We start from the raw sequence: 14,838 nt of genomic DNA on the forward strand, positions 1-14,838 counted from the left end.
CTCCTTTCAAAGGGAAAAATGAATAAATCAATCAGCATGTTTATCTTACAAAAAGTCTTTTTAAAACATTGTGAATTACGTCACACGGTCAGTCGCTTGATTCGGGTTTAATATCGGTAAGTGACGGAGAATAAACGGCCATTAAAAATTAAATTGTTCATTTGCGGACATTATCGTTTATCATGGAAATAAAAAAAGGAGTGCCGCTTTTATGTTTATAAAGCTTACCCAAGAAGAAAAACAAGCGATCATCGATGAAATCAAACGCTTTTATGTTGAAGAAAGAGGAGAAGAGGTTGGAGACATTGCGGCGATTCAAATGTTCGAATTCGTAAAGGAAAAGCTCGGACCTTACTTTTACAATCAGGCGCTGAAGGACAGCCGCAGAGTGGTGGAAGAGAAGGCAGCGGCGATTGAAGAAGAGCTCTTTGCGCTGGAGCGCCGCCTGTGACAAACCGCTCTCCTTTAGCACAACCGAAGGGATTGAAAGATCAATGGAGTTTCTGAAGCAATTTATGATTTTCAGCGGGCTGAATGATGAAGAGTTCAAGCAAATCGAGCGGATCGCGGTCAAGCGCACCTATCAGCCGAGAATGTTTGTTTTTATGGAAGGGGAAGAGAGGGAAGCGGTATTTTTCATCAAATCCGGTCTTGTTAAAGCCTTTAAAATCGATGAAGACGGCAATGAACAAGTGATTTCGATTTTGCAAAACGGGGATATGTTTCCCCATGTCGGCTTTTTTGACCGCTCCCCATACCCGGCAACAGCCGAAGCTGTTCAAGAAACGGAATTGATTGTAATCCGCATCGCCGATTTTAATGAACTTTTGATGAAATATCCGGAAATGACGATAAAAGTGATGCAAATCATGGGGAAAAAGATTCTCGATTTGCAAGAGCGGATCCAAGGTTTCATCTCAAAAGACGTCCAGCACCGCTTGACACATGTATTAATGAAACTTGCTGCCGAACACGGCATTCCGCAAGAAAAAGGGGTCTACATCAGCCTGCCCATTACCAATCAGGATTTTGCGAACATGGTCGGAACGTCAAGGGAAACGATTAACCGCACATTAAATGAAATGAAAAAGAAAAATCTGCTGACGGCTGACAGGAGCGGGATTTTCATTCATGATACAGACTGGCTGAACGGCTGCAATTAAGGCATGCGTTTAAGGCTTTCCATTGAACGACAAATGGAAGGCCTGTTTTTTATTTTGTTCACAAATCCGCCATTATTTAAGTGATCTGGTTCACAACCGGTATGCTGCATATCCAGTATCTTAGGACATGCAAAATCAAAAAAGGAGTGAACCGCAATGGAAGTTCAAAGAAAGACGGTGCCCGTTAAAAAAGCATCAAAAAACGGTTTTTTGAAATCTGTTCTCGTCTTTACTTTACTCGTAAGTTTTTCGGTGCTACTTTTGGGAGGCTATTGGATCTTCAAAGGACTTGCACCAAGACCTGTTGAAGTGTCCGGGCCAAACGGAGAGGTGCTCATGACAAAATCGTCCATTTCAGGCGGTCAGGCCGTATTTCAAAAATACGCGCTGATGGACTATGGAACGATTTTGGGGCACGGATCTTACATGGGTCCTGATTACACGGCCGAAGCCCTGAAAATCTATACGGAAGGGATGCAGGATTTTAAGGCGGAAGGAAAATACGGCAAACGCTTTAAACATCTTTCAGATGAACAGCAGTCCATCATCCGGAATCAAGTCATCCGCGAAATGAGAAAAAACCGTTATGATCGCGCATCAGATACATTGAAGCTGACAGACGCGCAGGTCTACGGTTTGCATCAAGTGCGCGATCATTACCGTAAAGTCTTTACAAAAGGAGACGGCTGGGGGCTTGAGCCCGGTTTAATTAAAGAAAGCCATATGCCCGAACGTGACAGGGCATGGGTTGACAGCGAAGACCAAATCACGCAGATCTCCGATTTTATCTTTTGGACGGCATGGCTCTCCAGTACATTAAGGCCGGGCGACGACATTACGTACACGAACAACTGGCCGTACGATGAAGATGCCGGCAACACGATGTCATTCGCCGCCGTTTGGTGGAGCGGCGCAAGCGTCACCATCCTTATTTTATTTGTCGGTATTATTTTATTCGTGTTTTACCGTTACAAGCTTGGAATGAAAGAGGCTTACCAGGAAGGGGCGTTTCCGGTATTTGATCTGGATAAACAGCCGCTAACGGCTTCACAGGTTAAAACCGGAAAATATTTCGCCGTTGTGTCGCTGCTGTTTTTTGTTCAGGCGATGTTTGGAGCTTTGCTTGCCCACTATTATATTGAGCCGGACAGCTTTTTTGGGATCGATTGGATCAGGGAGCTGTTGCCATTCAGCATATCTAAGGGATTTCACCTCCAGCTGGCGATCTTCTGGATTGCGACTTCATGGCTCGGCATGGGAATTTATGCGGCGCCGCTTGTCGGAGGACGCGAGCCAAAAAGGCAGGGGCTGCTTGTCGACATTCTGTTTTGGGCGCTGATCTTCCTTGTCGGCGGAAGCATGGTCGGCGAATGGCTCGGAGCGAAAGGATTTTTAGGAAACAACTGGTTCTTATTCGGTCATCAAGGAATGGAATATATTGAACTTGGCCGCTTCTGGCAGGTCATTCTTGCGCTCGGCATGCTGATTTGGCTGTTTATCGTCTTCAGAGGCATTAAGAGCGGCCTCAAGCGGGAGTCTGATAAAGGCGGTTTGATTCATCTGCTGTTTTATTCTTCGATCGCCATTCCGCTGTTTTACGGTGCAGCCTTTTTCTTTAATCCCGGCACTAATATTACAATGTCGGATTTTTGGCGGTGGTGGATCATCCATCTTTGGGTGGAAGGGATTTTTGAAGTTTTTGCCGTCGTGGTCATCGGCTTTTTGCTCGTGCAAATGAACCTTGTGACGAAAAAGTCGACTGTCAGAACGCTCTATTTTCAATTGACGATCCTGCTGGGGAGCGGTGTCATCGGAATTGGGCACCATTACTATTACAACGGGTCTTCCGAAGTCTGGATCGGCCTCGGTTCCGTCTTCTCATGTCTGGAAGTTATCCCGCTTACCCTGCTTGTATTAGAAGCTTACGAACAATACAAGATGATGAAAGACGGCGGACATCACTTCCCGTATAAAGCAACGTTCTGGTTCTTGATTTCAACGGCGATCTGGAATCTGGTCGGTGCAGGGGTATTGGGCTTCTTGATTAACCTGCCTGCCGTCAGCTATTTTGAGCACGGGCAGTTCTTGACACCTGCCCACGGGCACGGGGCGATGATGGGCGTGTACGGCATGTTTGCCATTGCCGTCTGGCTGTATACGCTGCGCAATATCACCAAAAAAGAAGCATGGAATGATAAATGGCTGAAAATAGCCTGCTGGTCGCTGAACATCGGCCTGTTCGGAATGGTGTTTATCAATTTGCTGCCTGTCGGTTTTCTTCAATTGAAAAAAGCGTTTGAAGACGGGTACTGGAGCTCAAGGGCGCCTGAGTTTTTACAGCAGGATGCGGTGCAAACGCTGCTGACTTGGAGGGCCGTGCCAGATACGATCTTTTTAGCCGGAATCGTGATTTTGGTGATATTCAGCATCAGAGCATTATTCCATCTTCGCAAACCGACGCATCAGGAAGGAGAAGCGCTGCCTGTTAAAGACATTGCTTCAGATGAATAGATAAACAAAAAGACAGAGGAAGTAAAATCCTCTGTCTTTTTGTTTTATTGATTAGCTTCCGCTTCAAGCCGCGGGAACAAAATATTGTTTTCCAGGTGAATGTGCTGAAAAAGATCAGTTTCCAATTCATCAAGCTTTAAGTAAGTCAGTGTATATGTTGTGCATGCCCCTTCAGGAAGGGTATAGTCATTGGTCACTTTTCTCAGTTCCTTGAGGATCTTGCCTGCGGCTTCATGCTCTTGTTCAAGGATGTCGATCGCCTGAACTGCTTCCGCTATGCGGTCCATTGATCGCGTCTCTTCATAGGCCATCACTTTCGGGAAAATATGTTCCTCTTCCTGGAAGAGGTGATGTTCGAGTTCTGTTTTCAGCTGATGGAACAATTGATGGACCTGGGCGAGCTCCGGATGATGGATGCCGTGAACCCGGTATACTTTTGTAACAAAGCCTGACAGTTCAGGAAGCACCTCATACAGGTAAGCATGGTGCGTATGAATCACATGGTCGATCAGCTGTGAATACGGGGCTTCACTCCAGTTCGTTTCTTTTTCGTTTAATGCCTTTGTCTCTTGATATAATGTATTGATTCTAACTAAGATCTCTTCTTCATTTAAATTCTGCTCTTTTATCGCTTCACCGATCGGACGGTTACCCCCGCAGCAAAAGTCGATGCGATATTCTTTCAGCAGCCGGCTGGCTCTAGGAAAACGTGTAACAATATCACCCGTTTTTGTGTTTTGATTAAAAACTGCTTCCATTTGTAAAACCTCCTGAAGTGTTTTTTATGCTATGGGTTAAATGTAACGGGTTCACCGAAGGAAAATCGTGATCTACATCACATTCTGAAAAAATGACAGAAAAAGCAATAAGTCAGAAGAAATCGGGAAATAGCTATAGATAACTTTTCATGTTGGAGGCCCGCAATGGAGCATATATCCTGGCTTACATTTACGATGATGATTCTCGCCAGTTACCGGTTAACTCATTTGATTGTTTTTGATAAGATCACGGAGTTTATCCGGAAACCGTTCATGAAGAAAAAGCAGACGATTGATGAACAAGGGCATGTAGAAACGAAAAAAGTGCCGAAATCAAACTTCGGCTATTTGCTGAATTGCTATTGGTGCGCAGGGATATGGTGCGCTTTGATCATTGCTGTCGGATATCTGATTGTCCCAAAAACGATATTCCCGTTGATTTTGATTTTGGCGGTCGCCGGGGGGCAGGCAATTCTTGAAACGTTTGTCGGTGTCGCAACAAAACTTGTCGGCTTTTTCTCCGATTTAAAGAAGTAAACCATTCCAAGCGGATGGTTTTATTTTTTTGTCAATAAAGTGACACAAACAGCAGAGAAGAACGTGTCGGTTTTATGAACTTTTTACAGCGATTTTTTCCCGGCTGCCGCATGTTAGGCAGAGAAGAGGCGTCATATTGAAGTGATTTCAGTTTTTAAAATTTCGAATTGAGAGAAAAAGAATGTGCAAAGTCCCCGGTCATACTTTTTAAGCTTTTAATCATTAGCGCTCAGACCTTCCATTTCATTCGAAAAGAGGAAATAGATAGATTTTTAAAGCGGTAAAAAACAAGAAATATGGTTGATAGACAATCGATGAATAGTTTTTTTACAATCAGTTGTGCTACAGGCCAAGAAAGGAGTGAAAAATGTCTGTCAGAAAAAGTGTTTTTGGAAAATAACATCATTGGAGGAAAAAGAATGTCATATATGAAACGTTCCATTTCTGTCTTCATCGCTTGTTTCATGGTAGCGGCACTCGGCATCAGCGGTATCATAGCACCTAAAGCGTCTGCCGCTTCTAAAACACCCGTTGCTGTAAACGGGCAGCTCACCTTGAAAGGTACGAAACTCGTCAATCAAAACGGAAAAGCGGTTCAACTGAAAGGAATCAGCTCTCACGGTCTGCAGTGGTATGGCGATTATGTCAACAAAGACTCCTTAAAATGGCTGAGAGACGACTGGGGCATCAATGTTTTCCGCGCGGCCATGTATACAGCTGAAGGCGGCTATATTGACAATCCGTCGGTTAAAAACAAAGTGAAGGAAGCCGTCGAAGCGGCAAAAGAACTCGGAATCTATGTGATCATTGACTGGCACATACTGAGCGATGGCAATCCAAACCAAAACAAAGCGAAAGCTAAAGAGTTTTTCAACGAAATGTCGAGCCTTTACGGCAAGACGCCAAACGTCATTTTTGAAATTGCCAACGAGCCGAACGGCGATGTCAACTGGAACCGTGACATTAAACCTTACGCCGAAGAAATCTTGTCTGTGATCCGCAAAAATTCCCCGAAAAATATTGTGATTGTCGGGACAGGCACTTGGAGCCAGGATGTCAACGATGCGGCGGACAATCAGCTGAAAGACGGCAATGTCATGTACGCGCTCCATTTTTATGCGGGTACGCACGGTCAGTCTTTGCGGGATAAAGCCGATTATGCACTCAGCAAAGGAGCGCCGATTTTCGTCACAGAATGGGGAACGAGCGACGCTTCCGGAAACGGCGGGGTCTACCTTGACCAATCCAGGGAGTGGCTGAAATATTTGGACAGCAAAAAAATCAGCTGGGTAAACTGGAACTTGTCTGACAAACAAGAATCATCAGCAGCTTTAAACCCCGGCGCCTCTAAAAAGGGAGGATGGTCGCAATCCGACTTGTCCCCATCAGGTAAATTCGTCAGGGAAAACATCCGCAGCGGATCAAACGGTTCGTCAGGAGACTCTGGGTCGAATTCGAAAGGGTCAGATCAAAAAGACCAAAAAAAGGATCAGGATAAACCAGGTCAAGACAGCGGTGCTGCAGCCAACACGATAGCAGTACAATACAGAGCGGGGGACAACAATGTAAACGGCAACCAAATCCGCCCTCAGCTCAACATTAAAAACAACAGCAAAAAAACCGTGTCTCTAAATCGAATCACTGTCCGCTACTGGTATAAAACGAATCACAAAGGACAAAATTTTGACTGCGACTATGCTCAAATCGGCTGCAGCAAAATCACACACAAATTCGTCCAATTAAAAAAAGCGGTAAACGGAGCAGACACGTATCTTGAAGCAGGGTTTAAAAATGGTACATTGGCGCCGGGTGCAAGTACAGGTGAAATCCAGATCCGTCTTCACAATGACGACTGGAGCAATTATGCCCAAAGCAGCGACTATTCATTTTTAAATTCAAACACGTTTAAAAATACGAAAAAAATCACGTTGTATGAGAACGGAAAGCTGATTTGGGGTACTGAACCTAAATAACGGCACTTTGACGGACACCAGATTTGGTGTCCGTTTTCGTATATATTATAATGGAAGGAATGAGGAATATTTTTGTAAACATGAAAGGAGATGGATGTATGAATGAAACATTGCAGCAATACATGATGCTTGTCAAAGAAAACTATGACACGATCAATGGACCGGATTACACAGGCAAAGAGGAAGACATTGAAAAGCGGAAGGAACAAATCGAGCTTTACGCCAAAACACTCCAGCAAGGCTTTTCAACAGATGACGACTATGATGAATTCGCAGATGCCGTGATTAAATGCGCATACGGAGATCTGACGATGGAAGAATTAGAAACGGTTTATCGGGAATTAACGTCTCCATAATCAATAAAATAAGGGGGAGGAGGAGCATGAAAGACATGATCATGAAGACAGACCGGCTTATTTTGCGAAAAATGAGGCGCAATGACGCCGAAAACCTGCTCGAAATCTTTTCTGACCCGACAGCCATGGAATACTATCCATCGACAAAGAATGAAAAACAGACATTGCAATGGATCGACTGGACGATTGAAAACTATGAAAAACACGGAACCGGTCTGTGGGTTGCAGAACATAAACAAACGGGCGAATTTTTAGGCCAATGCGGCATCGTGCCACAGGAAGTCGAAGGATCGAATGAAATGGAAATCGGCTATTTGTTTAAACGAAGCGTCTGGAAAAACGGCTATGCAACCGAAGCAGCATCAGCATGCAAACAATATGGATTTGAGTCATTTCATCTGAAAAAAATCGTATCTTTACCCGATGCGAAAAATCTGCCGTCCAGAAAAGTAGCCGAACGAATCGGGATGACTTTAGAAAAAACGATACATAAATGGGGAAAAGAAATTGCCGTATATTCAGTTTATTGCTAAATTTTTCATTCTGTCTCACTAACTTGAGTATACTTTGATATTGAGACAGATTTTCTTTTCAATCTTTAACTTCCGAGAATATATATTATGTAAACTAGAATAAAATCTGAAAAAGAGAGGCAATAAGTTAAGCGCCTCCCCTTGCGTGTCTAATTTTAGCTTCTTTGTCTGTTCTAGAATCCAGCCAATTTCTAACATCTTCATATGTCACTTGTTGCCGGTCTTCTTGATCAAGTCCACGCCATCGTATGCCAGACTTTCCACACTTGCAGCCTTCTGCAGTATGTAATGATCAAAAAAGTTCTTCGTATAGTCTGTAACAAGATTTCGCATCTCCATAGCATCCCGTTCGCCTCTGAGTTCCTCATTAACACTGGTAAACACGATGTCGCAGTAATCTAAATGCGCAACACGATCAACAGAGAAATAATAGGTTTCCTTGCTATTGTTAGCGCCAATTATCGCATTCATGTTATAGTTAGGTTCACAAAACAGTAGCAAAAAGGGTTTCTTAAGGTCGCTATCGAGAAGGCCGAACGCACCGCTATCCAAGCCAATCCCGCAGGCGAACCGGTCGTCGTCCCGGCAAACAATCGCCGTCGTAGGCCCTCCATAAGAATGTCCGACTATGCCCATACCGATGTCAAGCAACAATCTGCCCTTAAAGATGGAATTCAGTTCTCCAGAGTCCAGTTTGTAAAGATAATCGGCTACATACCTTACATCTTCTGCCTGTAATTCACTATACTCTGTTAACTTGGCAAGTATCGGCAGTGTAAGCACGTTATGGCACATCTCAATGGCAGTTTCATCGTCAGGCCGCATCTCCATCTTACCAGCCAACGCCAGCATCTCCGGATCTTCAGAAAACGCCATAATGACATCCGAAAAATCCTTTGATACATTAAACAGGCGCCCATCTTTACGCTTATACATCGTGCTATTCTGATGGCCGATGCTTACCACAACATATCCCATGCTTGCCAAGTCTGTACAGATCACTGTACCCCATTCTGGAGAACCGCCCCCGCCGCAAACATAGAATAACACCGGATAGCGCTTTTCCTTCCCGGAGAGAGCAAGGTCGTCGTAACACTGGGTCTTGATATCTATAGAGAAAACATCCATCCCTTTAAGATACGCAGTGACAAGTGGCTGCTCATTAAACATCTCGTAGACTTCAGGAAACATGTACGTTGATGTAGTCTTACCTTCGCTACTGTCGGACGGATAGTACACAAACGCCGTCAGTTCTCTTTTTGAGTGATCTGATGCCGTGTACTCAAAATCCATCTGGGTTCGACCGACAGTATAGCCGCCAATTGGTTCTGGAAATGCGTCATAAGTTTTCATTTTCTTGTTCCCCCTTAATTAATAAAAGTGGCGAATGTGAAATACATAAAAGCCACAATTAGACATAGAGACTTCTTAATGGAGGCAACTTAAAATTAATGGAGGCAACTTAAAATTAATTGGTTATTATAAAAATGGGGGACGGTAATAGACTAAAGTTAGTGAAATGAGAGATTCTACAAATGAAATCGAAATGATAATCTTATGATTTACAGGTGATTTTCTAGATATTAACTTTTGACCGATATAGTTTAGCAAATAAAACACAAGAAAGAAGCATACGATTCCAAAATAACTCCAGACAAGCGGCCTCCCCCTCTTATTTTATAATATATAGTAGAAAAACCATTATATATAATGGCATCATGCACTTTTATCAAGTTTAAATCGGGTTCAATCTGTTTTCATCCATACTTAACTTTTTAATTCCAAAGTTTAAAGCTTGTCGGCCTTTGTGAATTTCCTTGCAGCTGCGGAAGCATCTGCAATCTTATTATAAAATAAAAGCTATATATTTCTCTACGGCTGTTGTGAAATCGCAATACACATCTGCCTTTCAACTATGGATTCCGACTTTCTAAATTAAATCAGATGCACCTACAACAGTCCGCGCCAAAAAATATCAAATGATATCTCTAAAGACCGTTCAAATGATTGTTTGTTTTCGTACACCAGTTGAATGTTAAGCCCGTCATAAAGCGTAATAAATCCTATCGCGCATTTCTCCGGCGGACAGTTCACATCCGATTCCTTAAAAACATTCGCTACCCGTTCTTTTAAAGTATGCAGATATAAAAGGTATTGGGCTGAAATAAAATCGCTTACTTCAGCAGGCGCCTTAAAGGACATTGCCTGCAAAAAAGCTACATTTGGCAATGCATGAAAACGGACTTGGGTTTCTTTTAAAAAGTCATATATTTGACTCTTTGCAGGCGTATGTTTTCTTGAATCGAAGAATTCGTTGATAAATGAAATTTCTTCTTCTACAATCTCGGGGTATATTTCCATCAGCATCTCTTTTTTTGACGAAAAATGATAAGCGAGAGATTGTTTTCTGATTCCCAATTCTTTTGCAATATGCGACATTTTGACTCCCTCAAAGCCAAATTCATTAAATTGGCGAACCGCAGTACGCTTTATATTCTCTCTGGTCAATATACTGTCCTCCCCATTTTCAGGCTGTTTTTCTCTTCAAACAGATATATAAAATATATAATAAAACAAACAGCAGGTACATGAAAATGGCGGCAATATAGATCTCCCGATAGGAATAAACCGTCGCAACCAAACCTAATAATAAGGAGCCTCCGCCAATTCCCATATCGAAAAAGTTAAAGAACGTTCCCATTGCATCCTCATGTTCATGCTCTTCCACAAGATTTATACACCATGTTTGGATGGCAGGAAATATTGAGCCGAAACCAAAACCGTAGCATATAGCCGCTATAAAAAACATTGCACTTGTTTGTGCGAAATATAATATTGACAGCCCTGCTATTGAAAACAGCGAGGCGGGAATAAGGATGGCGGCAGCTCCGTATCGGTCAAATACCCTGCCGGAAATAAGCCGTATAAAAAAACTGGCTCCTGCAATCAAAAAGAAAAACATCCCGACACTATGAAACCCCTTTTCAATTGCATAGAGGGAAAAGAAAGACATAATTCCAGATGCAGCAATACCAACGAATAAAATAAGAATTGACGGAAACAGCACACGTTTTTCCAATACTTTTAACTTTACAGTTCCCTTTCCGCCAGTGCCTGTTGTTTCCGGCTGTCTGCGCACGAAAACAGCCATAAGTGCCGCCAGTAAAAGAACGGACATCCCGCCTAAAAAAAGCCTTTGAAAATCATAAAGCTCCAGAGTTGCGATACCGATCATCGGTCCGACGGAAACAGCAATTGTCTCACCTACTCCAAAATATCCAATTCCTTCACCCCTGCGGTCTTTAGGAATAATTTCGGCTGCTATTGTCGCAAAATAGGTCGTCGCTAATCCAAAGCCGGCGCCATGTATTAAGCGAATTAGTAATAAAGCGGTGACATCAGACGCCAGGTAATATGCGCCTGTTGAGAAAGCGCTGATCACAAGTCCAAAAATGAGCAAATATTTTTTATTGAACCGTAAAGCCAATGCCCCTGCAAAAGGACGAACAGCAATTGCAGAGATCATAAAAATACCTGTAACATACCCGACTTGTTTTGCCCCTCCTCCAATAGCCGTCACAAACAAAGGCAAAGTCGGCAATAACATTTCAAATATCATAAACAAGAAAGCATTTGCAAACGTCACAAAAACAAATGACAATGACCACATTTTTGCAGTATGTATTTTTTCTACATTTAATTCCATTTGGCTACCTCTCACTCACTGTTTTTATTTTTCTTCTCACGCATTCACTTTAACTGACCGTGGTCAGTTTGTAAACATAATTTTATAGAATTAAAGCTATTAATAAGCGGAATTGAAAAAATAACACTTGATTAAACTGACTATTGACAGATAGAAGTTGAATCATTCAAAGGGGATCTTCCAATAAAAAAGCTACTCTGTGAGAGTAGCTTTGAGGTGCGGGCAGGCATTTAGTGCTTAAGCGACCGGAAACTTCCCTACGCTTTGTAAATTAAGCCTGTTTTCAAATGGATTTATTTAATGACCGGCCAAGCCGGTGAATCCGGATCTAATGTAAAGTCATAAGACGTCTCGTCGCGATACATCGGATCGGCATAAATCGACTCATGATCTTGATTTGTTGCGTTTTGATACGACGAAAACGAGTCGTATTCATTCTTTTTCCAAATCCATAAGCCGTCTTTTCCGGCTTCCTTGTGGTAAACGTTATGATTCACTTTGTTTCCTTCATTTTTCGTAAAATCGTTTGCAATAAATATTCGCGAATCGCTTGCCGTTATGATGTTCTTTTCGATTTTATTGGTTTTTGTGTCATACTGGAGCAAAAGCTGTCCGCCGTCCAGCCCCTTTGTATCATTGCGGTAAACAATATTGTGCGCAATAACAGAATGGCTGGTGCCTCCCCGCTTTTGGTCGTATCCGCCGATAGAAATGCCCGTGTACGCATTCTCATACACTTTGTTGTCGGTTATTTGAATATCGTCGGCATATTTCCCTTTGTGTTCAGACGTTGCTTCTATCCCGATATCGTTGCCGTAGACCGTGTTTTTCTTAATGTCAATGCTTTGTCCTCCGTCAACATAAATTCCGCCCGCAGAGTAATCATCCCCATAGGCGGGATTTCCGTAAGTGGAGTTATTGTAAACCGTGTTGTTTTCTACGGTCCCGTTGCGGACAAAATCGTTTTGAGCGGCCGTTCCTTCATAACCGATCAGATCAATTCCAATGTTGTTATTGTCGCGAACCACATTGCCTCTCACCGTGAAACCGTCAATGTTTCCGTTCAGCACAACCGCTTCACTCGCCCCGAGTGTCAGCTTTTCTACCGTATTGTCCTCGATCTTGATGTCTTTCATGCTGCCGGAGCCATAGACGGCGATCCCGTGGGCATTGCCATCATCCGCTGTTGTTTTTATATCCCGGACGTGATTGTTCTTAATGGTAATATGGCTGCTGGAGCCTGAAACATAAATTCCCATGGCGGTTGCTTCTTCCGATGAAACGGAAAGGTCTTGAATCGTAAGGCCGCTGATTGTGATGTACTGTTGATTGTGAATCTGAATGAGCGGTGTTTCATATTCAGCGTCCTGAATAGATTCTCCGCTGATGACGACTTTTTCATTCTCATAGTTTTGAAATGTGATAGGCTTTTCAGCCGACCCGCTCTCCTTCACATCAAGCGTTTCATGATACGTGCCTTCCCGAATCATAACAGTTGTGCCAGGGACAGCTTTTTTTGCTGCATGTCCCAGAGTTCGAAACGGCTTTTCTTTCGTTCCTTCATTTTGATCATTTCCATCGGGGGAAACATACAAGCTGTTAGCCGGTTCTGCTTCTTTTGCTCCGGTCTTATCGTAAGCAAAAGCGATGATAACAGAAACTAAAATACACGCTGATAAAATAAAATACCATTTTCTCATACTCAGCTCTCTTTTCTTTTCAAAATGGATAAACTAATACAATTATAGAATATCCATTTATGGAAAACCATCGCAAATATTCGAAAGCATTTAGCCGACCTGGAATTTTTAAATGAAAATCGTCCGTGAAAAGAAAAAGGCAACCCTATCATCCAGGGTTGCCTCCATGTTTATAAGTTAATTCAGCTTTTCCGCGTAGCTTGTATGATTTTTCGTCCGCAGTCTATGAATGAGATAGCCGCCTATTCCTCCTAAAATCGCCGGAAGCACCCATCCTAATCCGATGTCATACATCGGGAGAAACTGATTGAAAAAATGATTAATAGCTGCAATTTTTAGTCCGGCAGCATTCAGGCCGTCAAACAGGCTGATGATAAAGGTCAATATCAGACTGCCTTGATACACTTCCCTCTTCCCCTTAAATACGGGATGTAAAAATGTTAAGAATATTAAAGAAATCGCAATGGGATACAAAGTTGTTAAAACCGGCATTGAAACGTTAATCAGCTGTGTTAATCCTATATTTGCTACAAGGGTGCTGAACATTGATAAGATGACAGCAATTTTTTTATAGGCGATGTTTGGAAACAAGCCGTGGAAAAATGAAGAGCATGCTGTGATGAGTCCCACACTTGTTGTCAGACATGCTACCGTAATCATTAAGCCCAAAAAAACGGAACCATATGGTCCGAAATAATAGGATGAAACCTTTGCCAAAACCTCGGCTCCATTTTCTAAAAGACCGAGTTTTTCAACGCTGGAAGCCCCCATATATGAAAGCGCTGAATAGATCAGAGCCAAGAGTGCCGCTGCAATCGCCGTTGATTTTGCACAAACGATCATGAGCTGTTTTTTGGAGACCGCTCCCTTCTCTTTCATTGCGTTCACAATGATGATTCCAAATACAAAAGCGACAAGGGCATCAAGTGTAAAGTAACCTTCTTTAAACCCTTTAAAAAATACGTGTGATGCATATCCTTCAGACGGAGCTTGAAAGCTTCCGATTGGGTGAAGAATAGCCGTAACAACGAGCAATCCGATAAATGTTAATTTAATAGGAGTTAGAAATTTTCCGATTACATCGATAATTTTAGTTGGATTCAGGGACAGCAAGCATGCCACTGTGAAAAATAATACGGTAAATATGATTAAGGCAACAGGGCCCGCATCATTTGATAAAAAAGGTTTAACCCCTATTTCAAACGACACATTACCGGATCTGGGAATCGCGAAAAAAGGGCCGATTGCTAAATAGAGAACCGTCGTAAATACAATCCCGAACAACGGATGCACACGACTGGCCAGAGACTGCAAATCATTTTTTCCTGAAAAAACGAATGCCGTAATGGCGAGTAATGGCAATCCGACTCCGGTCACTAAGAATCCTGCATTGGCTGTCCATACATTCTCTCCGGCCATCTGACCAAGCATAGGCGGGAAAATTAGATTTCCTGCACCGAAAAATAATGCAAATAGCATTAATCCTATGATTAGGATAAATGAAAAAGGAATTTTTTTTGCCATCATGAGTCCTCCGATTCGGGTTAAGCTATTGGTGCGTTTTTAGTAGTCAGCAGTGTAGCACGATAAAAATTTTAAAA

At 42.7% G+C, this 14,838-nt stretch carries 13 protein-coding genes; 7 read left to right on the top strand and 6 right to left on the bottom strand.

The window, feature by feature from the left end:
* Nucleotides 1–211: 211 nt before the first annotated feature.
* The 3 genes from MKX80_RS10305 to MKX80_RS10315 all read left to right on the top strand — a co-directional run bounded on the left by MKX80_RS10305 (nt 212) and on the right by MKX80_RS10315 (nt 3,674).
* Nucleotides 212–451 (top strand): DUF2164 domain-containing protein, encoded by a 240-nt coding sequence (locus MKX80_RS10305; protein WP_003182328.1) that lies wholly within the window; start codon nt 212–214, stop codon nt 449–451.
* Nucleotides 414–1,163 carry a Crp/Fnr family transcriptional regulator gene (locus MKX80_RS10310; protein ID WP_244958284.1) on the top strand — a complete coding sequence of 250 codons (750 nt, stop codon included), beginning with the start codon at nt 414–416 and terminating at the stop codon, nt 1,161–1,163. The genes MKX80_RS10305 and MKX80_RS10310 overlap by 38 nt, the downstream gene beginning before the upstream one ends.
* 156 nt (nt 1,164–1,319) lie before the next feature.
* Nucleotides 1,320–3,674 (top strand): nitric-oxide reductase large subunit, encoded by a 2,355-nt coding sequence (locus tag MKX80_RS10315; RefSeq protein WP_268342649.1) that lies wholly within the window; start codon nt 1,320–1,322, stop codon nt 3,672–3,674.
* A gap of 44 nt (nt 3,675–3,718) precedes the next feature.
* Here the strand turns inward: MKX80_RS10315 and ric are convergent, their stop codons facing one another.
* Entirely contained in the window at nt 3,719–4,432 is a 714-nt protein-coding gene (gene ric / locus MKX80_RS10320) for an iron-sulfur cluster repair di-iron protein (protein WP_268342650.1), read from the bottom strand.
* A gap of 165 nt (nt 4,433–4,597) precedes the next feature.
* On the opposite strand from ric, the gene MKX80_RS10325 reads away from it, so the two are divergent.
* The 4 genes from MKX80_RS10325 to MKX80_RS10340 all read left to right on the top strand — a co-directional run bounded on the left by MKX80_RS10325 (nt 4,598) and on the right by MKX80_RS10340 (nt 7,831).
* Nucleotides 4,598–4,969, top strand: a complete 372-nt coding sequence (locus tag MKX80_RS10325; RefSeq protein WP_234113086.1) for a DUF1360 domain-containing protein — start codon at nt 4,598–4,600, stop codon at nt 4,967–4,969.
* A 428-nt stretch (nt 4,970–5,397) separates the two neighbouring features.
* On the top strand, nt 5,398–6,942 hold the full coding sequence (locus MKX80_RS10330) for a cellulase family glycosylhydrolase (protein WP_154995183.1): 1,545 nt from the start codon (nt 5,398–5,400) through the stop codon (nt 6,940–6,942).
* A gap of 98 nt (nt 6,943–7,040) precedes the next feature.
* On the top strand, nt 7,041–7,298 hold the full coding sequence (locus tag MKX80_RS10335; protein WP_154995070.1) for a YnfE family protein: 258 nt from the start codon (nt 7,041–7,043) through the stop codon (nt 7,296–7,298).
* 26 nt (nt 7,299–7,324) lie between these two features.
* Nucleotides 7,325–7,831, top strand: a complete 507-nt coding sequence (locus MKX80_RS10340) for a GNAT family N-acetyltransferase (protein ID WP_268310458.1) — start codon at nt 7,325–7,327, stop codon at nt 7,829–7,831.
* A gap of 207 nt (nt 7,832–8,038) precedes the next feature.
* On the opposite strand, the gene MKX80_RS10345 is transcribed toward MKX80_RS10340, so the two are convergent.
* The 5 genes from MKX80_RS10345 to brnQ all read right to left on the bottom strand — a co-directional run bounded on the left by MKX80_RS10345 (nt 8,039) and on the right by brnQ (nt 14,761).
* Entirely contained in the window at nt 8,039–9,184 is a 1,146-nt protein-coding gene (locus MKX80_RS10345; RefSeq protein WP_268317536.1) for a choline esterase, read from the bottom strand.
* Nucleotides 9,185–9,781: 597 nt separating this feature from the next.
* Entirely contained in the window at nt 9,782–10,339 is a 558-nt protein-coding gene (locus MKX80_RS10350; RefSeq protein ID WP_154995062.1) for a TetR/AcrR family transcriptional regulator, read from the bottom strand.
* Nucleotides 10,340–10,358: 19 nt separating this feature from the next.
* Nucleotides 10,359–11,537 carry an MFS transporter gene (locus MKX80_RS10355; RefSeq protein WP_268326353.1) on the bottom strand — a complete coding sequence of 393 codons (1,179 nt, stop codon included), beginning with the start codon at nt 11,535–11,537 and terminating at the stop codon, nt 10,359–10,361.
* A gap of 293 nt (nt 11,538–11,830) precedes the next feature.
* On the bottom strand, nt 11,831–13,237 hold the full coding sequence (locus MKX80_RS10360) for a right-handed parallel beta-helix repeat-containing protein (RefSeq protein WP_268546863.1): 1,407 nt from the start codon (nt 13,235–13,237) through the stop codon (nt 11,831–11,833).
* A gap of 177 nt (nt 13,238–13,414) precedes the next feature.
* Complete coding sequence (gene brnQ / locus MKX80_RS10365; protein ID WP_216928801.1) at nt 13,415–14,761, bottom strand: branched-chain amino acid transport system II carrier protein; 1,347 nt, start codon at nt 14,759–14,761, stop codon at nt 13,415–13,417.
* Nucleotides 14,762–14,838: the final 77 nt, after the last annotated feature.

Origin of the sequence: Bacillus sp. FSL K6-0972 (assembly GCF_037976035.1) — a bacterium.
In the GTDB taxonomy this organism is placed as follows: Bacteria; Bacillota; Bacilli; order Bacillales; family Bacillaceae; genus Bacillus; species Bacillus haynesii.